This window comes from Terriglobia bacterium, assembly GCA_020073085.1.
GTDB lineage: Bacteria > Acidobacteriota > Terriglobia > JAIQFV01 > JAIQFV01 > JAIQFV01.
Genome location: JAIQFV010000005.1, coordinates 38,583 through 59,827, shown reverse-complemented (window position 1 = coordinate 59,827; position 21,245 = coordinate 38,583). Strand labels below are relative to the sequence as shown.

The window sequence follows — 21,245 nt, the reverse complement described above, 5'->3', positions numbered from 1 at the left end:
TCGAGAGCGAAGACAATGTCAACGGAAAACAAAGTCAGGAGCGGATTTAGAAGATCCTGACCTTAATGGTAAGGAAGCGTTTCGGATTCTTACGGAAGTCATAAATCAACTTGACGACCTCCGCCGAGGCGGCATTCAGGTTGTTGTACAACTCCTTGTCGTTCATCAGCCGTCCGACAGTCCCGTCACCCCGGTCAATCTTGTCGGCAAGGGCGGTGATCCGGTCGAGGGCATGATTCATCTTGTTATAGAGTTCCTGCTCTGTCGTCAATTTCCCGAGGGTCCCCTCTCCCTTCTCGATCCGACCGACGATTGTTTTTGACTTCCCGACGGTCTCATTCAGGTTGTTGTAAAGCGTCTCGTCCTTCAAGAGCTTCCCAATCGTACCCTGCCCCGCCTCCAAACGATCCGCGATCCGGTTTAACTTCTCCGCCGCCACATTAAAATGGTCGTACAACTCCGTGTCGACCAGGAGTTTGCCAATCGAGCCCTGGCCCCGCTTCATCTGGTCCATGAGGTCAGAGGCCACCTGGACGGTGTGGGAGACATTGTTGTACAGGGTCGGGTCATTGATAAATTTACCCACCGATCCCTCCCCCTTGTCGATTTTTTCAGTGATCGATTTGACTTTATCACTGAGGACATCCAGGTTCGCCAGCAAATCGTTTGACGATTCGACCAGTTTCTTGATGTCTGCCTCCTCCGATCCTTCGACGGTCCCGCCTTCCCCGACAGGCGTTCCTCTCATCCCACGGGTAAGTTCGATGTACTTGTCCCCCAAGAGGCCAATGGAACCCAGACGGGCTTTCGAATCGGTGCGGATGTCCTTTTCATAATCATTTCTGATCGACATCGAAATTTCAACCGCCCGGAGCGGATCCTGGTTAGTGGAAATTGCCACCCGGTCGACCTTCCCGACCTCCACACCCGCCAGCCACACGGGGGCGCCTTCCTTCAGTCCCGAGGCGGCGGGCAGGTACGTTTTTACGTGGAACCGTGAGGTGAAGACGCCCCCTTTGCCGCTAATGAAGAAAATTGCGACGACCAGGATGGCAAAACTCACCACCACAAGCATCCCGACCCGCACCTCTGACAATGTCACTTTTCTGGATTGAGCCATGGGATCTCCTTAACTTCTCGAGCACGCCCTCCGTTCGGGGATTCAGCATTTCGCTCTCACCCGGACGACCCAAACGAGCCATCACGACAAAAATTGCCGGATGAAGGGATGAGTCTGTTTGGCCTGCAACAGTTCCCTTTCGTTCCCTTCGAATGCGATCCTTCCGTCCTTCAAAACAATGAAGGAAGTATGCAGATCGAGAGATTGTGGACTTCGTAAATCGACGGTGTCAAAGCCAATCTCGCCTCCTGCCGCCACTACCCGCTCGCTGGCAAGCGTAAAGGCATCGGTCAAACGGTGCGTCACAAAAACTGAGGTCACGCCTTCCCGGTCTCGCAACTTCAAGATCATTTCCACAATGGTCCGACCGGTCAGCGGGTCCAGGCCCGCGGTCGGCTCATCATAGAGAATGATTTTCGGCTTGGTGATCAAGGCCCGTGCCAGGGCGACCCGTCGCCGCATCCCGCCCGAGAGGTCGGACGGCATCAGATGAATGACATCTTCAAGCCCGACAAATCCCAACACTTCGCGCACCTGTTGTTCGATCTCTCCTTCCCCCTGTCCTCCTTCTTCATGCAATCGATATGCGACATTCTCCAGCACAGTCAAGGAATCGAAGAGCGCTGTCTCTTGAAAAACAATCCCGATGTTCTTCCGGATGGGCATGAGTTTGTCTTCACTGAGCGCCGTAATTTCCTGACGATTAACAAAAATCCGCCCCTCGTCCGGGCGAATCAACCCGGCAATCAGTTTGATGAGGACCGTCTTGCCGGATCCACTCTCCCCCAGAATGATCTTGGTCTCCCCTTCTTTGACGACGAAGGATACCCTGTCCAGGACTCGAAAATCCTCAAAGGAAAGACCCACCTCCCTCACTTCAATGACCGCTTCGGTTGCGGGCGCCTCGATGCGGAATGGGGAAGGTGACGTCATCGGAAAAACACCAGGGCGATCCGGGTCAAAACCGCGTCGACCGCAAGAATCAGAATGGAAGCGGCCACGACCGCCTGGGTCGTGCTCCGTCCCACTCCCTGGGTGCCTCCGTAAGTCCGGATTCCACAGTAGCAACCGACCGTTGCAACAATCGCTCCAAACACAAAAGGTTTCAACAGGCCTTCCAGCAGATCGTTGTAAGTCAAATTATGATAAACCGTGGACCAATAGAGCGCCGACGAGATGTGGAGCAAGAACCGGGACACAATATAGCCGCCAAATATTCCAATAAAATCACAGACCGCCGTCAACAGCGGCAGCATGGTCACGGTAGCCACCAGGCGCGGGGTCACAAGCTTCTTGCTGGGATCGGTGCCGAGGGCCCGCATCGCAAGGATCTGGTCGCTGACGACCATGGATCCAATCTCCGAGGCCATCCCTGAACTGTTGCGGCCCGCCATCATCAGCGCGCTCAGGACCGGCCCCAACTCTCTCACCAGGGAGACGGCGACCAGCTGGCCTGTCAAACCGACCGCCCCGAAGGATTGCAGGCTCTTGGCCGATTGCATGGCCAACACCGCCCCGGTAAAGAATCCTGTCAGACAGATGATGGTCAGCGACCCGACCCCGATAATGTCCATCTGGACCAGGGTTTCCTGCAAATAATGCGGGCGGTGGAACAGGTTGGTGAAGGCGCGATAGCAGTGAAGGGTATATTCCTGAACCTCAAGAACCGCGTTGAGCACAGCCTCAAAGATCAGGTCCAACAAATCTCTCATATGAAGGATAAGACGGCTTTATTCGCCCTCTTCTCGGTTGGCGGCGTGCACGGCATCGGATCTATCGGGGCCTATTTAAACAGATGGATTTTGGCGTGTCAAACCCTTGTGGTCTTTCAGCACATCTCCACCCCTTGTACCCCCCGGAGCCTGGGAGGTTGTCGCGGCATAAAATGGAGACAGGTCGCATCTGGCGCCGGCGGCACCGCGTCTCACAGCCCAACGCCGGCCCACCCGTTGAGCCCACCTGGGGACCCATGGCCGGCAGCCTATTCCCAACTCCAGGGGCCATCGCGGGGTGGGTGCCGTCGGCCCTAAAACCGGTTAACGCTGGGCGAAAGGAACCCCCGCAACTTCACCGGATGAAGCATCCGAATAACATCCATATAGATGGCTGATGGATGTTTTTTTCTTGACATGCCCCAAGACCTCCTGATAATATTCCATATACCATCCATATGGATGGCAAGGAGATGATATGGCGGACAGCGAAAAGATCACTATTAACATGAGCCCGGTGGACCTCGGCAAGATTGACTTGCTGGTGGAACAGGGGCACTATTCCAATCGTACCGATTTCATCCGCACGGCGATCCGGTCACAGCTCGAAAAACACACGGACGAGGTTCAACAGGCGGTCTCCCTGTATTCGTTTCTCGTCGGGGTGGTGGTTTATGATCGTGCCAGGTTCGAAAGGCTCAAGGCCAAGCACAAGAAGCTGAAGTTGACCGTCATGGGGGCGCTGAATCTCTCGAAGGACATCCCCCCCGCCCTGGCCTGCGAGGTCATCGAATCGGTGCGGGTGCGCGGAATCTTTAATGCCAGCGAGGAAGTCAAAGCGGCCCTGGCGGACAAGCTCCAGTAGCGCCGCCTTGTGCTATAATCGCGGGCGATTCAGTCTTCACATTTCCAAGAACAGGAATTAGAGGCACACCCTAATTCTGCCGGAGGACTCTCAGCGTGTACGACGTCATCATCATTGGAAGTGGCCCGGGCGGCTACGTGGCCGGCATTCGCGCCGGACAGTTAGGCTTGAAGGTCGCGCTCGTCGAGAAGGATGATCGATTCGGGGGCACCTGCCTTTTGCGCGGGTGCATCCCCACCAAGGCCCTGCTCTTCAACGCCAAGCTCTACCAGCAATTTCTCCGAGCCAAGGAATTCGGGATCACGTACAAAGACTTGACCCTCGATTTGAAGGTGGTCCAGCAGCGGAAGAACAAAATTGTCCTGAAGAACGCCAAGGGCGTGGAATTTCTTCTGCGAAAAAATAAGGTCGAGACTTTCCGCGGGTTCGGGACCCTCGAGTCCCCCACTTCCGTCCGCGTCCGGTCCGACTCGGGTGAAGAGAAGACCCTGGAAGGCCGGCGCATCATTCTGGCGACCGGATCGGAGCCGAAGACCTTCCCGAACATCAAGGTCGATGGCAAGCATGTCATCACCAACAACGAAGCCTTGGAGCTCGACACGGTTCCTAATTCCCTGCTTATCATCGGGTGCGGCGCCGTGGGCGTGGAGTTCGGCTCGATCTACGCTCGGTTTGGGAGCAAGATCACGCTGGTCGAAATGTTGCCACAGATGCTGCCGCTCGAGGATCAAGAGGTTTCCGCCGAACTGGAAAGGAGTTTTCGAAAGCAGGGGATCGTGGTCATGACCAAGACCGCGCTCGAGAAACTGGATGTCAAGAAGGACGGCGTGTGCGCCACAGTCAAAAACAGCGTGGACGGAAAGTCCTCGTCGATCCATGCCGAGAAAATATTGATTGCGGTCGGACGCTCCCCGAACACCGCGGGCATTGGGCTTGAAAAGCTCGGCATTCAAACCGAGCGCGGCCTTGTCCCGGTGAACGACTTCATGCAAACCAGCCTCCCCACCGTCTATGCGATTGGGGACATCATTCCCCGGCAGCAACTGGCACACCTGGCCTTTGCTGAAGCCCATGTGGCGGTGGAACATATCGCGGGACGTCATCCCCGCCCTCTCAATTATGACCTGTGCCCCAACTGCACCTATTGTGACCCGGAGGTGGCCAGCGTGGGCCTGACGGAAAAGGAAGCCGCCGCCCGAGGCTACCATCCGAAGATCGGCCGGTTCCCTTTCCAGGCCAACGGCAAGGCCGGCATTTTGGGGGAGTCGGAAGGTTTTGTGAAGATCGTCTCGGACCAAAAATTTGGCGAAATTCTGGGAGTGCAAATCATCGGCCCGCACGCCACGGATCTCATTGCGGAGGCCTGCGTGGCCATCAATCTGGAAGCCACCGCCGAGGATCTGGCCCAAACCATCCATGCGCACCCCACGGTTTCCGAAGCGGTGGGGGAAGCAGCGCACGCAGCCTTTGACTTGCCGATTCATATTTGATGGAAAGCTTGTTATAATTCATTTCAAGCGACCGCTTCGTCATGAGCAACTGATAGAGAGCAACATCACAGCTGATGGGAGAGGGCTATTTCTCGAAAACGCTCTGAAACAGGATCTCGAAAAGCGGCCTATCCACGGTCAAAAAGGGTATTGAAATCCAAAACGGATTCAATCGGGAAGCAGATCCTTCCGAACGATAGGCTTCATGAGCTTTATTATTTCCTGCGGCTCAACCGCAGCGTCGATGAAAGGCTGGCGAACCTATACCGCCAGGGTAAAGTCGTAGGAGGACTTTATTCCAGTCTCGGACAGGAAGGAATCTCGGTGGCTACAGCCTACGCGCTGGAGAAGCAGGATGTGCTTGGCCCCATGATTCGGAACCTGGGTTCTACCCTGGTGCGCGGATTCAAACCCAGGGATCTCTTCTGTCAATATATGGCCCGTTCCTCGGGACCCACTGGAGGGAGGGACTGCAACCTTCATTTCGGGGACCTCAACCGGGGCGTCATGGCCTGCATTTCCATGTTGGGCGCTCTCATTCCCGTCATGGCGGGAATCGCCCTGAGCTCCACCCTGCGGGGTGAAAATCGGGTTGCCCTGACTTATATCGGGGACGGCGGGACGCGGGTGGGGGACTTCCACGAAGGCTTGAACTTCGCTGCGGTGAAGAACCTTCCTCTTGTCGTCATTGTTGAGAACAACCAGTTCGCCTACTCGACTCCTGTAACCAGTCAGATGAAGAACACTCGAATCTCTGACTTTGCCCAGGCTTATGGAATTCTGGGCGCCACCATCGATGGAAATGATGTGCTGGAGGTTTACAGCACGACAAAGGCCGCGGTCGAGCGGGCGCGGGAGGGTGGAGGCCCTGCCCTGATCGAATGCATGACCTTCCGCATGAGAGGACACGCTGAACACGACGATGCCAAGTATGTCCCGTCGGAGCTTCTTGAGTTCTGGAAGAAGAAAGATCCTATTCTCCGCTTTGAACGATACCTCTTCGATAACGGCATTATGACCCGGGCTGAACAACAAACTATCATCGACCGAATCACTCGCGAGTTGGACGCCGAAGTGGCATTTGCAGAATCCAGTCCCTTACCAGAACCCGCCCCGCGCGGGACGGCGTTGCCGGGGGTGTATGCGGATTAGAGGCTGACACTATGGATTCCCCGAAGGTTCTTGAACTCAAGGCACAAGCTGAGATCCTGAAACAGGCGGTCGAGAGGGAAAAAGCGTCTCATGATTTCTACGTGGCGGCATCCAAGGCGACAAAGAGGAAGTACGAAAAGGATATCTACGACCGGCTGGCCTTGGAAGAGATGGTACATCGCGACGACCTGGCCCGACAGCTGGAAGAGGTCGAAGCCCAGATCGAGATGGAATCAGATCTGACGGAAGATAGTGAGAACGACGAGGAGAGACCGTAGCATTCTGGATCATCAAACCGGATCCGGTTCCCCATGCCTTCAAGGCGGAGGTTTGACTGCCGCCCCGGGACGAGCCGGACGGCTCCGGGCCCACCCGAAGCCGAGCCCGTGGTGGTGAGACAACCGCGCGGGACCCTGAGGGTGCGTGAGTGAAGCTAACAGTCCTTCTTGGACTTTTTTCCTTTTAGATTCGAGGTACTGGCTTGGCAACGACGACCTATCTGGAAGCAATTCGTCAGGGTTTGTGGGAGGAAATGGAACGCGATCCCAGTGTTTTTCTTATGGGGGAGGACATCGGCAGTTATGGAGGGGCATTCAAGGTGACGGCAGGAATGCTCGATCATTTTGGTGAGAAGCGCGTCATTGACACCCCCATTTCCGAAGAGGCCATCGTGGGAGCCGGGATTGGAGCCGCCGTCATGGGAATGCGGCCGGTCCTGGAAATGCAGTTCATGGATTTCATTTCATGCGCCTTTAACCAAATTGTGAACTATGCCGCCAAGATGCATTTTCGGTGGGGACAGGCCGTACCCCTCGTCATTCGCGGCCCTTCGGGCGGTGGCGTCCATGGCGGACCCTATCATTCACAAAATCCGGAAGCCTTCTTTGTCCATACCCCCGGCCTGAAAGTGGTGCAGCCGGCAACCGCCTACGACGCCAAGGGATTGATCAAGGCGGCCATCCGGGACAACAATCCCGTCATTTTTTTTGAGCATAAATTCCTCTACCGGCGGATTAAGGAGGAGATCCCGGAGGGAGACTATGTGGTTCCTCTGGGAAAGGCGCGGGTCGCCCGGGAAGGGAAACATCTTTCGATCTTCACGTATGGCGCCATGCTCTATGTGGCACTGGAAGCTTCCCGACAGCTTGAGCAAGAGGAGATTGATGTCGAAGTCATCGACTTGCGCACATTGTCCCCCCTCGACGAAGATTGCATCTTGAACTCTGTGAGGAAGACGAACAAGATTATCCTCTTGCACGAAGACACCCGGACCTTGGGACTGGGAGCTGAATTGGCATCCATCATCTCAGAGAAGGCATTTGAATACCTCGATGGTCCGCTCGTTCGCATCACCGCCCCCGATTCGCCTGTTCCCTATTCTCCTCCGTTGGAGGAAGCTTACCTACCCGGTGTGGGACAGGTCGTGGACGCAGCTCGAAGGCTCGCTGCGTATTGAATGGGAGGGCGTATCGGCCTTCCAAAAGGCCTCACCGTTGGGTTCGGTACCCTGGGAGAAAGAGGAGTTTTTTCATGGCCACCAATGTCATCATGCCGCAGATGGGAGAGTCGATTTTTGAAGGGACCGTCACCCGATGGCTCAAGAAAGTGGGCGAGGCGGTGAAGCGCGACGAGCCGCTCTTTGAAATTTCAACCGATAAGGTCGATTCTGAGATTCCCTCACCGGCCGCAGGCATTCTGACGAAAATCCTGGTCCCCGAGGGACAAACCGTTCAGGTGAATACTGTCGTCGCGGAGTTGGATGGTGAAGGGACGGCTTCGGCATCGGCTCCCGCCCCGGAGACTGTGCCGACGCCGCCTCCGCTTTCGAAGCCTCCCGCGAGCCCTCCGGCCCCTGCTCCACCTGCGCTGGCGAAGGAAGCCGAGCCCCCGACCACGGGGCTGGGAGACATCCGGTCGTCCCCCCTCGTCCGAAAAATGGCAAGAGAGTACCAGATCGATCTCGGTAAGATTCAGGGAACGGGACTGGGAAATCGCATCACGAAGCAGGACATTGAGAACTACCTGTCGAGCGCGGGCGTGAAAATCGTTCCTCGAGCAGCGCCGCCCCCTGCTCCATTGACTCCCCCGGTGAAACCAGCGGTTCCACCCCCTGCAGCCGCCCGGCCAACCGGAGTGCCACAGGCCCAAGCCCCTCCACCCCCTGCCCCCACCGCGCCGTTTCCTCCCGGCAGCCGTGTCACGATTGAACCGATGTCGCCCATGCGCAAGCAGATCTCCGAACACATGGTGACGAGCAAGCGCACCTCGGCCCATGTGAACACCGTGTTCGAAGTCGACGTCACCAACATCGTGAAACTCCGCGAACGGGAGCAAGAGAACTTCCAGCGCACTAACGGGGTGAAGCTCACGTTTACCGCGTTTCTGGCGAAAGCGGTGACCGATACGTTGAGAGAATTCCCCATCCTGAATTCCTCGGTTGAGGGGAGCAACATTGTTTACAAGAAGGACATCAACGTGGGGATTGCCGTCGCCCTCGACTGGGGACTGATCGTACCGGTCATCAAGAATGCCGAAGATAAGAGCTTTGTGGGCGTGGCCAAGACGCTGGCGGATCTGGCGGAGCGTGCGCGAACCAAGAAGCTCAAGCCGGAAGAGGTTCAGAACGGGACGTTTACAATCACCAATCCGGGGATCTTCGGAAGCCTGTTCGGCACCCCCATCATCAATCAGCCGCAGGTGGCTATCCTCGGGGTCGGATCGATCACCAGGAGACCGGTGGTGATCGAAGACGACGCCATTGCCATCCGCTCCATGGTCATCCTCAGCCTCTCTTTTGACCACCGCGTGGTCGATGGCGCCGTGGCGGACCAGTTCATGGCCGCCCTCAAGAAACGGCTGGAAAACTGGAAGAGTCTTTAGTGCACCCCCTGGCCGAAGATCGTTGTAGAATACCGTTTGAGCAGTCTGCTCTAAAACCGGCCGTGGATTGGCGATGCCGCATGAAACGAAACTCTCATGCCTCTATCCTCTGAATCTGAAAACAAGCCCCACCGTCCTGCCTGGCTCAAGGTCCGCCTCCCGAACAGTAAGGGCTACTTTGAGATCAAACGGCTGGCACGGGAAAAGAACCTCCACACCGTGTGTGAAGAGGCGCGCTGTCCCAACATCTCGGAATGTTGGGGAAAGCGGACTGCCACGTTCATGATTCTGGGGGAAGTGTGCACCCGCGCTTGCCGCTTCTGCGCGGTGAAGACCGGATTGCCGAAGGAGTACGATTTGGATGAACCCCGCCGGGTTGCGGAGGCTGTCAAGACCTTAAATATCCGGCATGCAGTCATCACCTCCGTTGACCGGGATGACCTGCCGGATCAAGGCGCCTTTATTTTTGCGGAAACGATCCGGCGGATTCGAGCGAGCCAGCCTGAAACCCGAATCGAAGTCTTGACCCCCGACTTTCATGGCTCTGTCGATTCCCTGCGTACGGTGCTTGAAGCCAGCCCCGATGTGTTTGCACACAATGTCGAGACGGTGCCGCGACTCTACCGGACCATTCGACCCGGGGCCCGGTTTGCCTGGTCCACCCAACTACTGGCAGAGGCCAAGCGCCTCTCACCTCAGTCGCTGACGAAATCCAGCGTCATGGTGGGGCTCGGGGAATCCCGGGAAGAACTGATCGAGGTCATGAAGGCCCTTCAGTCCATCCAGGTGAACATTCTGACCCTGGGACAGTATCTCCAGCCCACCCGGGAGCACGCTCCGGTGCAAAGGTTCTATCCACCGGAGGAATTCCGCGAGCTGAAATTTCTGGGCGAGTCGATGGGGATTCCGCACGTCGAAGCCGGTCCTCTCGTCCGCAGTTCCTACCATGCTGAGACGCAAGTGGTGGCTTTGACCGGTTCCTCGGTTCGCTGAAAGGCCCGTCGCGGGGGGCCGAGACCCGGTGTTTGTAGCCTGTGCCTGCGTCTCTGAGAGATCGTTGGCCCGGCATGACTTTGCTCCCTATCCTGCCCTCAAGGTCTCCGCGGATTGCCGGCCTCTTCCCGCTTGTCAACGCCTGAGTTTTTTGAGATAGTGGATGGAATTTTTCTCCTGTCGGCGTGTAGTGCTCATCCTGTCTAAACCTGAAAAGAGGGAGTTGCATGTTAAGAATCCTACCCCGTGAGGCCAAGTTTTTCGAATTGTTCGTGGATATGGCGAAAAACATTGAGCGGGCCTCGCAACAGCTCGTGGAGCTTTTGGTCCGGTACGACAACGTGGCCGAACGGGTCCGATCCATCAAGGACATCGAACACCTCGGCGACCAGATGACCCACGACTTGTTCACGCGACTGAACAAAACCTTTATTACCCCCATTGACCGCGAGGACATTCACGAACTGGCGAGCAAGCTCGATGATGTGCTGGATATGATCGATGCGGTCTCCAGCCGCATGCTCATATATAAGATTGAAAAGCCCACTGAGGATTCGGTGCGGCTGGCGGAACTCATTCACACGGCCACCCACGTCCTTGTCCAGGCGCTTGCTGTTCTCGAGAAGCATGACCACATCATTGAACACTGCATCGAGATCAATCGTCTGGAGAACGAGGGCGACCGGATCAGCCGCATCGCCATTGCGCGGCTCTTTGACGATCACAACGATCCCATTTATATCATCAAGTGGAAGGAGATCTACGAAGTCCTGGAAGGGGCCATCGACCGCTGCGAGGATGTCGCCAATGTCATCGAAGGCGTGGTCGTAAAGAATGCTTAACCCCATGCTCCTGCTCGTCATCGGGATCATTGTCGTCGCGCTCATCTTCGACTTCTTCAACGGCTTTCATGATGCCGCCAATTCCATCGCGACCGTGGTGTCCACGCGCGTTTTGACCCCCGGGCTGGCGGTGTTGTGGGCCGCCTTCTTCAATTTCATTGCCGCCTTTTTCTTTCCTCTGAATGTCGCGAAAACCATCGGGAAGGGGCTCATTGTTCCCGATGCGGTCAATGAGTACGTGCTGTTGGCCGGATTGGTGGGGGCCATCGCCTGGGACATCATCACCTGGTATTACGGCCTGCCCACCAGTTCCTCCCATGCCTTGATCGGGGGATATGCGGGCGCCGCGATCTCGCAGGTCGGCTTTAGAGCCATCATCTATCACGGATGGACCAAGACCATCGTTTCGATGTTCATCTCCCCCGTGATTGGTTTAGTGGTGGGATTCCTGTTGATGGTCGGCATGGCGTGGATCTTGCACCGGTCCATCCCCGGCCGCGTTGACAAGTATTTTCGAAAATTGCAGTTGGTCTCGGCGGGGCTTTACAGTCTTGGGCATGGAGGGAACGACGCGCAAAAGACCATGGGCATCATCGCCATCCTTGTGTTCACGTACCAGCGGTCCATCGGAAATGCCCCGAGCGATGTTCACGTCACCCTGTGGATGATTCTCGCTTGCCATGCCGCGATTGCCCTGGGAACGCTCTCCGGAGGATGGCGCATTGTGAAGACGATGGGTTCCAAGATCACCAAGCTGAAACCCGTCGGCGGGTTCTGTGCGGAAACCGCCGCTGCCCTGACTTTGTTCGGAAACTCCTACCTCGGGATCCCCGTCTCCACAACGCATACCATCACGGGGGCCATCATGGGTGTGGGCGCGACACAGAGACTCTCGGCCGTACGGTGGGGTGTCGCTACGCGAATCGTCTGGGCATGGCTGCTGACTATCCCAGCCTCGGCTCTGATCGCTGCCACCACGTATCACTTTTTGCGCCTGTTCATCAAGATCTGAATGAACCTTGCACCTTGCTTGCTGAGCTCCTGGGTCTCTTTATCCATTCTCGTCCAAGCACACCCCTCTCCGAAGGGCAAAATGATCCTTCGAACCAAAGGAGGGCTCGTAGATTGTTTGGAATTTGAACCTTGGTTTTTATTTGGAATTTGGATTCTGGAATTTGGAATTTGCTCTAAATGGCGGAAGTGTGTGGGAATCGAACCCACCGAACCCTGCTGTAAGACAGCGTCCCACTGGTTTTGAAGACCAGGCGGATCACCAGACCCAATCCACTTCCGGTTGAGCATTATCGACTAATTCTCTGATTTTGCAAATGACTGCAGCCCCGGGCCAGATCCTAAAGCAAAAAGAGCGTCCTCCTCGCTGTTCCACCGGCGACGGGTTCCGCCCGGCGAAGAGGGAGCCTCAATCGCAAGGACCGTCACGCCCATTCCGTTCTTCTGATCCATCGTGGTTCCCGGGTTCCGTTGGGGAACCCCTGCCATCTTCCGGCGCGCTGTTGGTGAGATGCGTATGTTCATTGATTCGATCCCTGGAATGCAACGTCCCAAATCAAGGAGGATAGGAACGTGAGAATGTCACATCGTTTGCTGCTCATCCTGGGTCTTATGGTTCTTGTCACAAGCCTCGTGGCTTTTGCTCAGCAAGAGAAACCTGTCACCGAGCCGGGCGCGTCCGAGGAGGGCAAGCCGTCTGATCCGTTCTCGGCGACAACCTTCAGTGGTTTAAAGCTCCGGTCGATTGGTCCGGCGACAACGTCGGGCCGGGTGGTTGATTTTGCGGTCGACGGGAGCAATCGCTCCCATTACTTTGTCGCCTCCGCTTCCGGGGGAGTCTGGAAGACCGTGAATGCGGGAACGACGTGGACCCCGGTCTTCGATGGCCAGGGCTCCTATTCCATCGGCACTGTTGTGCTCGACCCGAAAAACCCTTCCATGGTGTGGGTAGGCACTGGAGAAAGCAACAGCCAGCGGAGCGTGGGATACGGGGATGGTGTTTATCGTTCCGAGGATGGCGGGCGAAGTTGGAAAAATGTGGGGTTGAAGAAATCCGAGCACATCGGGCGCATCGTCATCGATCCGCGCAATACGGATACCGTGTACGTGGCCGCCCAGGGACCCCTGTGGGGCCCGGGAGGCGACCGGGGACTCTTCAAGACTATCGACGGCGGCAAGACCTGGAAAAACATCCTCTCCATCAGCGAGAATACCGGCGTCACTGACATCGTCATGGATCCAAGAAATCCGGACATCCTCTTCGCGGCGGCCTACCAGCGCCGGCGCCATGTGTTCACAATGATTGACGGGGGGCCCGAGAGTGCCATCTACCGATCCGCGGACGCAGGGGCCAACTGGACTAAATTGAAATCCGGATTGCCGACCGAAGAAATGGGTCGCATTGGACTCGCCCTTTCACGAACCCATCCGGATGTCCTCTACGCCATCATCGAAGCCGCCAACAAGAAGGGTGGTATTTACCGGTCCGAGGACCAAGGCGCAACCTGGGAAAAACGGAATGATTACGACAGCACCGCCATGTATTACAGCCAGATTTACGTGGACCCGGAGAACACGGATCGCATCTACCTGATGAACGTCTTCATCATGGTTTCTGATGACGGCGGAAAAACCCTCCGGCGACTGGGAGAGCGGGCGAAACACGTCGACAGCCACGTGATGTGGATTGATCCGGATGATACCGATTACTACCTGGTGGGTTGCGATGGCGGGATCTACGAAAGCTTTGACCGCGGCGCCACGTGGGCGTTCAAGAACAATCTCCCCATCACCCAGTTTTATGACGTCGCGGTGGACAATGCCACCCCATTCTACAATGTCTATGGCGGAACGCAGGACAATTACTCGTTGGGCGGACCCTCCCGCACCTTCAGCGCGTCGGGCATTACCAATGCCGATTGGTTCGTCACGCAGGGAGGTGACGGCTTCCGCTCCCAGGTCGATCCCGAGGACCCCAACACCATCTATGCCGAGTCGCAATATGGCGGTCTGGCCCGCTTCAATAAACGCACCGGGGAGCGGATGGGGATTCAACCACAACCCGGGAAGGGGGAGCCCTCGCTGAGATGGAACTGGGATTCCCCCCTGATTGTCAGCCCCCACTCCCATACCCGTGTTTATTTTGCCGCGAACAAGCTCTTCCGCAGTGACGACCGCGGGGATACCTGGAAGGCCGTGAGTCCGGACCTGACCCGTCAGATCGATCGAAACAAGTTGCCGGTAATGGGGAAGGTGTGGGGGCCGGATGCGGTCGCGAAGAACGCTTCCACGTCCTTCTACGGCAACATTGTTGCCCTCGCAGAGTCACCCAAGAAGGAAGGTCTGCTTTATGTCGGCACTGACGACGGTCTGGTTCAGGTCTCCGAGGACGGAGGCTCCAATTGGAGAAAGATCGAGAAATTCCCCGGTGTTCCGGACATGACCTACGTCAGCCGCCTGCTGGCCTCACAACACGACGTGAATACCGTTTACGCCGCGTTTGAGAATCACAAGAACAATGACTTTGCCCCGTATGTCCTGAAGAGCACTGACACCGGGAAAAGTTGGACTTCCATCAGCGGCAATCTGCCCGCGAATGGACCTGTGCTGGCCATTGCGGAGGATACGGCGAATCCCAACCTCTTATTCGCGGGCACTGAGTTCGGCCTGTTCTTCACCATCGATGGAGGACAGAAATGGATTCAGTTGAAAGGAGGGTTGCCCGTCATTGCGGTCCGCGACCTGGTGATCCAAAAACGGGAGGGCGACCTGGTGGTGGCGACCTTCGGCCGGGGCTTCTACATTCTTGATGACCTCACCCCCCTGCGCGGGCTCAAGCTGGAAACGGTAAAACAGAATGCATCCTTGTTCCCAGTAAAGGAGACCTTGATGTACATCCCCTCACAGCCTCTCGGCGGCCGGGGAAAATCATTTCAAGGCGAATCCTTCTACACGGCCGACAACCCGCTTTTCGGAGCCACGCTTACTTATTACTTGAAGGACTCTCTGAAATCCACAAAGGAGAAGCGCCAGGCGGCCGAAAAGTCAGCAATGAAGAAGGGTTCAACCGTCCCCTACCCTTCACCGGACGAGCTTCGAGCCGAAGAGCTTGAGGAGCCTCCGCGTGTCATTCTGACGGTGATGGACGCCTCCGGAAAGGCAGTTCGTACCCTTACGGGACCCGTTACCGCCGGATTCCACCGCGTGACCTGGGACTTGCGCTATCCCGCGCCCACGCCGCCGCGAGAGCAGAGGCCCAGCGCTGAGGAGGAACTCTTCGGCGGAGGCCCCGCAGGACCTCTGGTGATGCCCGGTGAATACCAGGTCTCATTGGCCCAACGGGTCAATGGCGTTTTCTCAACTTTGGCCGGCCCTCAGAGTTTCAAAGTGATTGTTCCAGGAACGGAGGCGATGATTCCCGCGGATCGAGCTGCTCTGGTTGAGTTTCAGAGGAAGGTGGCAAACCTCCAGCGCGCCGTTTCGGGGTCGATTGAAGCCTCCAACAATCTGAAATCGCGTCTCACCGCGATCAAGCGCGCATTGCAGAATACCCCCGCCGACACAAAGTCCATGATTGAGGACGCCAATTCCATCGACTCGCGGCTCGAGTTGATTCTGCGGTCCTTGCGGGGCGACACGATCCTCGCGGCTCGGAATGAAAACGTTCCCCCGTCAATTTCCGAGCGCGTCAGCGGGATTGTGGGCGACCAGCGAATGTCCACTTCGCGGCCCACCCAGACGCAGATCGATGGTTATCACATCGCGGGCGAAGAGTTTGCCGCGGAACTGGCGAAGCTGCGGACGCTGATCGAATTGGACGTGGCCAAATTGGAAAAGGCGATGGAAGCCGCAGGGGCTCCCTGGACCCCGGGAAGAATCCCGGAGTGGAAGGAGATCCAGAGGTAATTAAAGATTTCCAAGACTTTCTCCTCTCTTCTTGCGTCCAATCGGCAGCATACCTACGTTAAGGAGAGGATCCTATGCCGTCCCTAAGAAGACTTTTAATGACATCAGTGATTTCGAGCGGCGTCGCCGCCCTGATGTGCTTCCCTGCCATGTCCTTCTCTCAGAGCCCTTCGGAGAAGACTGAACCACAGCAGCAACAAAAGAAGACACCGCCACTAGTCCAAGGAAAAGGAGAGGCGGCCTCGCAAAGCTCTCCCACGACAACCGCCGGCAAGGGAGGAACCCGTCCTTCAACCGCAAAGACCGAATCCGCGGAAGCAGCCAAGAAAAGGGCGGAGGAGCTTTTGAACAGAACCTATCAGGAGGCCCTCGGAGCTGACCCGGAGACCAAGGGGGAGGCTTTGACTCGCATCGCTCAATCCATGCGCAAGATCAGCAAGGACCGTGCCCTCTACGTCTTCCAACAGGCGTTTGATTCCACGCTTGAAGTTCAGACGGAGGATGCGGTGCGGAGGAAACTCACCCGGCAATTCCAGATTGTGTCGATGGTGTCCTCTCTCGATCTCGAAAAGGCACTTCAGATGGCCTTGCGAATGGACCGCGTCTATCCGACCGGTGATCAGCCCCGGCCCATGATGAACCTGCGAAACAACGCCTTAAGCTTCGTGGCTGCCCAGATGGCCAGCAAATCCCCTGACCGGGCTTTCGAAATTGTGGAGCAGCAGGTGACGGAAGGAAATTTCGAACCCGGCTTTCTGGCGCCCGTCGCCACCGCTCTGAGGAAATCCCGCCCCGACCGATCGGAGCAGTTGTTCCTGGAAGCCATCCATCAATTTGAAAAACCCGGCCAGGATCTTCTCCAGGTGCAGAGCTTTGTCGACTTGACGGGACGGCTGTTTGACCTGAATCGAAGCCTGTCGGCCAAGGCCCTCGATCTCATCATCCAGGCCATTGACGGTCTCGAGAAGAAACAGCAGGAAGACACGGTCTCTTTTACCTTTACCAGCGTCAATGAACAGGGCAAGACGAGCATTAGTAGTATCCGTGAGTATGCTGCCGTTCAAGCGGTCGCGATGATGCGACGCCTGGACCCCGAGCGGGCGAAGGCCCTGGAAGAACAGTATTCGAAATACCGGGCGCAAATCTCCAAGAACCCCAATGGAATTTTCCCGATCGGCAACGATGCGGACCCGCCTGGCGACGCTGTCGGCAACGCGCTGGCCCAGGGGGAAGAGGGCGGGCAGGTTCAAAAGACGGTCCTGGCTGGAACCCCCTCGACGGGAGACAAGAATCCCAGTGCTGGAGCCCCGGCTTCGACCTCCGACCAGAGAGTGACGGTTGTACGAGTCGGCGGGAATTCCGGGCAGGCCCCCGTGGACGCCAATCGGATCGCATCACAGCTTCAGTCCCAGATGCAGACCGAGAAGGCTGTCCAAATAGCCCAAAATAATCCTCAGGCAGCGATGAATACGATCACTCAGCTGGAATCTCCGACTGATCGCGCCAAAGCCCTGGCCCGGGTTGCCGGAGTGATCTACAAAACCGATCCCGAAAAAGGAAAGAGCTTGCTTGGGGATGCATACACCGCCGCTGAAAAGATTACCGACCCGTACGACCGCGCCTCCTTGTACGGCTATTTGGCGGATGGCTATTTCAATTTTGACCGGGATCGCGCCAAGGCCCTCTTGACCGAAGCCTTCCCTTTGGTGGATAAAGTCATCGAACAAGAGTCAAACTCCCCCTCGACGCAGCCCTTCGCGAGCCGGCTGTCCCCGGAGTTTCGCCGGTCCAATCAATTGATTCAACAGCTCATCACCAGCCTTTCCAAGCTGAACATTGATGAGGCGATCTCCCGTGCCGATCAAATCAGCGACAAGAAGATGAAGCTGTTGACGATGATCAACATCGCGGATTTTATTCTGAACGACGGAAAGTTGGATTCTCCCGGTATCCGGATCGTGCTGAATTAATAACAGGGATCGTACCGGGCAACTGAGAATCCTTCGAGAGCGGTCCAGGGCTGTTCTGTCCCTTGGACCGCTCTTTGAATTTTAAGATGTTTCTTCCCCGTTTTGTCCCTCTGACACTCATTGCATCCGCCGATCCGCTTCGATAATCTCCAGCCTTCATGTTAGAGTTGGGCATGCCCAATTCAAGGCGGGGGGGGAGACTCTTCTCCCCCACCCGTCCATACACGCTCGGGGTTCTGGGACTAGGATGAAGTCCGATGGAGAATCTACATCACGTTGTCCTCATCGGGGGTGGGTTTGGCGGCCTCCTTGCCGCGCAATCGCTGAAGCGCGCATCCGTGCAAGTCACGTTGATTGACCGGCGCAACTTCCACCTGTTTCAACCGCTCCTGTATCAAGTGGCGACCGGAGGACTGTCCCCTGCGAACATTGCGACACCGTTGCGCGGCATCCTCAAGCGTCAGAGAAATGTGCGTGTGTTACTGGATGAAGTGATCGACGTCGATGCCGCCGGGCATCGCGTCCTGCTTCGCAAGGGAGATGTTCCTTACGACACCCTCGTTGTTGCAACCGGCGCCCAACATCATTACTTCGGCAACCCGCAATGGGAGGCTGTCGCGCCGGCCTTGAAGACGATCGAGGACGCCACAGAGATCCGGAAACGCATCCTGTTGGCGTTTGAAGAAGCCGAGCGAGAGTCAGATCCGGAAAAAATCCGGTCCCGCCTGACGTTTGTCGTCGTGGGGGGTGGGCCCACCGGCGTCGAACTGGCGGGCGCCCTGGGAGAAATCGCCAACGATACACTCAAGCATGAATTCCGATCCATTAATCCCGCTGATGCGCGGATCCTCCTGCTCGAGGGGAATGACCGCATCCTGCCCACTTATCCGGCCGGTCTGTCCTCGGATGCCGTGCGCTCCCTGGCGGGTTTGGGCGTGACGGTTCAAACCAACGCCGTCGTCACAGGAATTGATGAGGATTCGGTCCAGATTCGGTGCGGCAACGAGGAAAGAAAGATCCCCACACGCACTGTCCTCTGGGCCGCAGGCGTCGCCGCATCCCCCCTGGGCCGCAAGATCGCATCAGCCACGAGTGCCTCACTTGACAGGGTGGGTCGGGTGGTGGTCGAACCCGACCTCACCATAAAAGGTCATCCGGAAATCTTTGTCATCGGGGACCTCGCCAACTTCAGTCATCAAACCGGAAAACCGTTGCCCGGGGTTGCACCCGTTGCGATGCAGCAGGGGCGTTACGTGGCCAAGGTGATCGCGCGCCGACTCCAAGGCAAGACGATGCCCCCCTTTGTTTACAGGGACAAGGGCAGTTTGGCCACGATTGGCCGGGCAGCAGCCGTCGCCGATTTTGGCCGCGTCCGTTTTTCCGGATACTTTGCGTGGCTGACCTGGCTCTTCGTTCACCTCATGTATATTGTGGAATTCGAGAACCGGCTCCTCGTCTTCGTACAGTGGGCCTGGAATTATTTCACGCAGAATCGGGCTGCGCGCCTGATAACGGGAAAGGATACCCTGCCTCCTCTTCGGAAAAGCGGGCAGGCACAATAGTTTAATAACGGATCGGAAAAAGCCCGAGGCGATTCGCCGACCTGTGGTCTTTCGCAATTCCTGGTCCGGCTCAAACCTGCCTCGAACCCGTATGATGCTGCCGCTAAAGAAATCCGACGACCGATGCCTGAGTGGAGAAGTCAAATGCGGATAAAAGGGCCTTCTTCTTTATTCCTTCTGTTTGCCTGGATGATAGCGCACCCCGTTCATGCTCAGCTGCACAAGACCGCCACACCCAATAAACCGAAGGCCGATATGAAACAGAGCGAAAGGAACCGCCCTCCCATGGAAACCGTGGTGCAATTCAAGAATCGCGATGGAAAGTGGTTACGCGGAATGATTCATTGGCCCGATGTGAAGAGCATCGGACCTGTTCCCGGTGTCGTGTTCTTTCATGGATTCACGGGAGACCGTATCGAGTCTCACTGGATCTTTGTCAAGTGCGCCCGGGCCCTCCAACAGGCAGGCATGGCTGCCCTGCGGTTTGACTTTTACGGGTCGGGAGAATCCGAAGGAACATTCAGAGACATGACCTTGCAGGGCGAGATCGCTGATGCCGAGGACGCAGTGACGTTCCTTCGAGCGCAAAAAGGGATCGCCACTGACCGCATCGGGCTGGCCGGCCTCTCGCTCGGAGGGACCGTCGCCGCAAGCATAGCCAGCCCGGTGCAGGCCCGGGCGTTGGTCTTGTGGAGCGCGGTGGCTCACACGGAACGCCTTCGCAGGGCGATTGTGAGATCAGGGAAAGCGATCCCCAGCGCGCAGGGCAACTTGGAGTATGACGCCCGCGAGGTATCAACCCGGTTCCTTGAAGATATGCTCAAGGTCAATCCTCTCGCCGCCCTCACCGCCTTCAAAGGACCCACCCTCATCCTTCAGCCTGGAAAGGACGAGGTGGTTCCTCTCTCCGATGCGGAGGAATTTCTCAGTTCGGCAGGGGCAGCTGTCAAAGAAAAGGTCATTATTGGAGGCGCCAACCATACCTATACCTCGATTACTTGGGAGAACGAGGTCATTCAACGGACGGTGGCTTGGTTCAAGAGACATTTGTTTGGCAATTAGCAATTCATGTTCGATAATCAAATCGCAAGCGAAGGAACAACAGAAGTCCAACTCCTCCCCCGCAGAAGGACTCCAAGGAATCATCATGAAATACAAGCGGTTTGAAGGCCTACCCGTGTGGGAATCGGCAATTAATTTGGCCAAGAAGGCTTTCCTGATATTTGAAGTCGATCACCAGAAGCCGTATGGAGACTTGAGGAGCCAAATTGAGCGAGCGGCCCTGTCCGTTTCGAATAACATTGCAGAAGGATTCGAGCGAGGGACGACTCAGGAGCTTTTAACATTTCTTTATGTTGCCCGCGGCTCCGCTGGCGAGGTCCGGTCTATGCTCTGCTTAATGGACCGCCTTGCAGCCTTCACCCATCTCAAAACTGAAATCTCAGATCTCACATCGTTGTCGGAATCAATCTCAAGGCAGCTTCGTGCTTCTGCTGACAGTCTTCAAAACTCCAATATTAAGGGCCAACGGTATTTGTCATCCCAAAGCAAACAGAAGTTTGACCGCCAGCGCGAGATCAACTCCTTCATGGAGGAGCTCAAAAGGGTCCAACATCAAAAAGTTTGAGGTGATCTCGAGCGAGAGAAGGGCTTACTCTAGCCCTTTTATTTTGTTCGGGAACTTTTGGGGCGCAAATGCATCTAAAGAGACAGTAGGCAGTGTTGACGGTATTTAGAAAGAA

18 protein-coding genes and 1 tRNA gene are annotated in these 21,245 nt (G+C 56.5%); 14 read left to right on the top strand and 5 right to left on the bottom strand.

Annotated elements, in window-relative coordinates; translation table 11 throughout:
- Nucleotides 1-46: 46 nt before the first annotated feature.
- The 3 genes from LAO21_07025 to LAO21_07015 all read right to left on the bottom strand — a co-directional run bounded on the left by LAO21_07025 (nucleotide 47) and on the right by LAO21_07015 (nucleotide 2,832).
- Nucleotides 47-1,120 (bottom strand): MlaD family protein, encoded by a 1,074-nt coding sequence (locus tag LAO21_07025; protein ID MBZ5552455.1) that lies wholly within the window; start codon nucleotides 1,118-1,120, stop codon nucleotides 47-49.
- Between the two features lie 81 nt (nucleotides 1,121-1,201).
- Nucleotides 1,202-2,053 (bottom strand): ATP-binding cassette domain-containing protein, encoded by an 852-nt coding sequence (locus LAO21_07020; protein MBZ5552454.1) that lies wholly within the window; start codon nucleotides 2,051-2,053, stop codon nucleotides 1,202-1,204.
- Nucleotides 2,050-2,832, bottom strand: coding sequence for an ABC transporter permease (locus tag LAO21_07015; protein MBZ5552453.1), 783 nt, complete (start codon nucleotides 2,830-2,832; stop codon nucleotides 2,050-2,052). Before LAO21_07015 ends, LAO21_07020 begins: the two co-directional genes overlap by 4 nt.
- 478 nt (nucleotides 2,833-3,310) lie before the next feature.
- Between LAO21_07015 and LAO21_07010 the strand changes: the two genes are divergently transcribed.
- From LAO21_07010 to LAO21_06970, 9 genes are all read left to right on the top strand, one after another.
- Nucleotides 3,311-3,697 carry a CopG family transcriptional regulator gene (locus LAO21_07010; GenBank protein MBZ5552452.1) on the top strand — a complete coding sequence of 129 codons (387 nt, stop codon included), beginning with the start codon at nucleotides 3,311-3,313 and terminating at the stop codon, nucleotides 3,695-3,697.
- 95 nt (nucleotides 3,698-3,792) lie between these two features.
- Nucleotides 3,793-5,187, top strand: coding sequence for a dihydrolipoyl dehydrogenase (gene lpdA / locus LAO21_07005; GenBank protein MBZ5552451.1), 1,395 nt, complete (start codon nucleotides 3,793-3,795; stop codon nucleotides 5,185-5,187).
- Between the two features lie 171 nt (nucleotides 5,188-5,358).
- The gene (locus LAO21_07000) at nucleotides 5,359-6,339 is read left to right on the top strand and encodes a thiamine pyrophosphate-dependent dehydrogenase E1 component subunit alpha (protein MBZ5552450.1); all 981 of its coding nucleotides are present in this window, start codon (nucleotides 5,359-5,361) and stop codon (nucleotides 6,337-6,339) included.
- 11 nt (nucleotides 6,340-6,350) lie between these two features.
- Nucleotides 6,351-6,617, top strand: coding sequence for a hypothetical protein (locus LAO21_06995; protein MBZ5552449.1), 267 nt, complete (start codon nucleotides 6,351-6,353; stop codon nucleotides 6,615-6,617).
- Between the two features lie 203 nt (nucleotides 6,618-6,820).
- Nucleotides 6,821-7,795: an alpha-ketoacid dehydrogenase subunit beta gene (locus tag LAO21_06990; protein ID MBZ5552448.1), complete on the top strand. Its 975-nt coding sequence runs from the start codon at nucleotides 6,821-6,823 to the stop codon at nucleotides 7,793-7,795.
- Between the two features lie 74 nt (nucleotides 7,796-7,869).
- On the top strand, nucleotides 7,870-9,219 hold the full coding sequence (locus LAO21_06985; GenBank protein ID MBZ5552447.1) for a 2-oxo acid dehydrogenase subunit E2: 1,350 nt from the start codon (nucleotides 7,870-7,872) through the stop codon (nucleotides 9,217-9,219).
- A 96-nt stretch (nucleotides 9,220-9,315) separates the two neighbouring features.
- Nucleotides 9,316-10,212: a lipoyl synthase gene (gene lipA / locus LAO21_06980; protein ID MBZ5552446.1), complete on the top strand. Its 897-nt coding sequence runs from the start codon at nucleotides 9,316-9,318 to the stop codon at nucleotides 10,210-10,212.
- 227 nt (nucleotides 10,213-10,439) lie between these two features.
- Nucleotides 10,440-11,054 carry a DUF47 family protein gene (locus LAO21_06975; protein ID MBZ5552445.1) on the top strand — a complete coding sequence of 205 codons (615 nt, stop codon included), beginning with the start codon at nucleotides 10,440-10,442 and terminating at the stop codon, nucleotides 11,052-11,054.
- The gene (locus tag LAO21_06970) at nucleotides 11,047-12,066 is read left to right on the top strand and encodes an inorganic phosphate transporter (GenBank protein ID MBZ5552444.1); all 1,020 of its coding nucleotides are present in this window, start codon (nucleotides 11,047-11,049) and stop codon (nucleotides 12,064-12,066) included. The genes LAO21_06975 and LAO21_06970 overlap by 8 nt, the downstream gene beginning before the upstream one ends.
- 180 nt (nucleotides 12,067-12,246) lie before the next feature.
- Here the strand turns inward: LAO21_06970 and LAO21_06965 are convergent.
- Nucleotides 12,247-12,346, bottom strand: a tRNA-Sec gene (locus tag LAO21_06965).
- Nucleotides 12,347-12,362: 16 nt separating this feature from the next.
- Nucleotides 12,363-12,590, bottom strand: a complete 228-nt coding sequence (locus LAO21_06960) for a hypothetical protein (protein MBZ5552443.1) — start codon at nucleotides 12,588-12,590, stop codon at nucleotides 12,363-12,365.
- Between the two features lie 54 nt (nucleotides 12,591-12,644).
- On the opposite strand from LAO21_06960, the gene LAO21_06955 reads away from it, so the two are divergent.
- The 5 genes from LAO21_06955 (at nucleotide 12,645) to LAO21_06935 (ending at nucleotide 21,130) form a co-directional block, all read left to right on the top strand.
- Nucleotides 12,645-15,971 carry a glycosyl hydrolase gene (locus LAO21_06955; GenBank protein MBZ5552442.1) on the top strand — a complete coding sequence of 1,109 codons (3,327 nt, stop codon included), beginning with the start codon at nucleotides 12,645-12,647 and terminating at the stop codon, nucleotides 15,969-15,971.
- Nucleotides 15,972-16,069: 98 nt separating this feature from the next.
- A complete protein-coding gene (locus tag LAO21_06950; protein MBZ5552441.1) occupies nucleotides 16,070-17,941 on the top strand; it encodes a hypothetical protein in 1,872 nt (623 codons plus the stop codon).
- A 257-nt stretch (nucleotides 17,942-18,198) separates the two neighbouring features.
- Nucleotides 18,199-19,503, top strand: a complete 1,305-nt coding sequence (locus LAO21_06945) for an NAD(P)/FAD-dependent oxidoreductase (GenBank protein ID MBZ5552440.1) — start codon at nucleotides 18,199-18,201, stop codon at nucleotides 19,501-19,503.
- Nucleotides 19,504-19,758: 255 nt separating this feature from the next.
- Nucleotides 19,759-20,565: an alpha/beta hydrolase gene (locus LAO21_06940; GenBank protein ID MBZ5552439.1), complete on the top strand. Its 807-nt coding sequence runs from the start codon at nucleotides 19,759-19,761 to the stop codon at nucleotides 20,563-20,565.
- 85 nt (nucleotides 20,566-20,650) lie between these two features.
- Nucleotides 20,651-21,130: a four helix bundle protein gene (locus LAO21_06935; GenBank protein MBZ5552438.1), complete on the top strand. Its 480-nt coding sequence runs from the start codon at nucleotides 20,651-20,653 to the stop codon at nucleotides 21,128-21,130.
- Nucleotides 21,131-21,245 lie beyond the last annotated feature (115 nt).

Coding starts and splice junctions, on each gene's coding strand:
- LAO21_07025 (MBZ5552455.1), bottom strand. CDS start 1,120: ATGGCTCAATCCAGAAAAGTGACATTGTCAGAGGTGCGGGTCGGGATG.
- LAO21_06970 (MBZ5552444.1), top strand. CDS start 11,047: ATGCTTAACCCCATGCTCCTGCTCGTCATCGGGATCATTGTCGTCGCG.
- LAO21_06950 (MBZ5552441.1), top strand. CDS start 16,070: ATGACATCAGTGATTTCGAGCGGCGTCGCCGCCCTGATGTGCTTCCCT.
- LAO21_06940 (MBZ5552439.1), top strand. CDS start 19,759: ATGAAACAGAGCGAAAGGAACCGCCCTCCCATGGAAACCGTGGTGCAA.
- LAO21_06945 (MBZ5552440.1), top strand. CDS start 18,199: ATGGAGAATCTACATCACGTTGTCCTCATCGGGGGTGGGTTTGGCGGC.
- LAO21_07020 (MBZ5552454.1), bottom strand. CDS start 2,053: ATGACGTCACCTTCCCCATTCCGCATCGAGGCGCCCGCAACCGAAGCG.
- LAO21_06960 (MBZ5552443.1), bottom strand. CDS start 12,590: ATGAACATACGCATCTCACCAACAGCGCGCCGGAAGATGGCAGGGGTT.
- lipA (MBZ5552446.1), top strand. CDS start 9,316: ATGCCTCTATCCTCTGAATCTGAAAACAAGCCCCACCGTCCTGCCTGG.
- LAO21_06935 (MBZ5552438.1), top strand. CDS start 20,651: ATGAAATACAAGCGGTTTGAAGGCCTACCCGTGTGGGAATCGGCAATT.
- LAO21_07010 (MBZ5552452.1), top strand. CDS start 3,311: ATGGCGGACAGCGAAAAGATCACTATTAACATGAGCCCGGTGGACCTC.
- LAO21_06975 (MBZ5552445.1), top strand. CDS start 10,440: ATGTTAAGAATCCTACCCCGTGAGGCCAAGTTTTTCGAATTGTTCGTG.
- LAO21_06995 (MBZ5552449.1), top strand. CDS start 6,351: ATGGATTCCCCGAAGGTTCTTGAACTCAAGGCACAAGCTGAGATCCTG.
- LAO21_06985 (MBZ5552447.1), top strand. CDS start 7,870: ATGGCCACCAATGTCATCATGCCGCAGATGGGAGAGTCGATTTTTGAA.
- LAO21_06955 (MBZ5552442.1), top strand. CDS start 12,645: ATGTCACATCGTTTGCTGCTCATCCTGGGTCTTATGGTTCTTGTCACA.
- LAO21_07015 (MBZ5552453.1), bottom strand. CDS start 2,832: ATGAGAGATTTGTTGGACCTGATCTTTGAGGCTGTGCTCAACGCGGTT.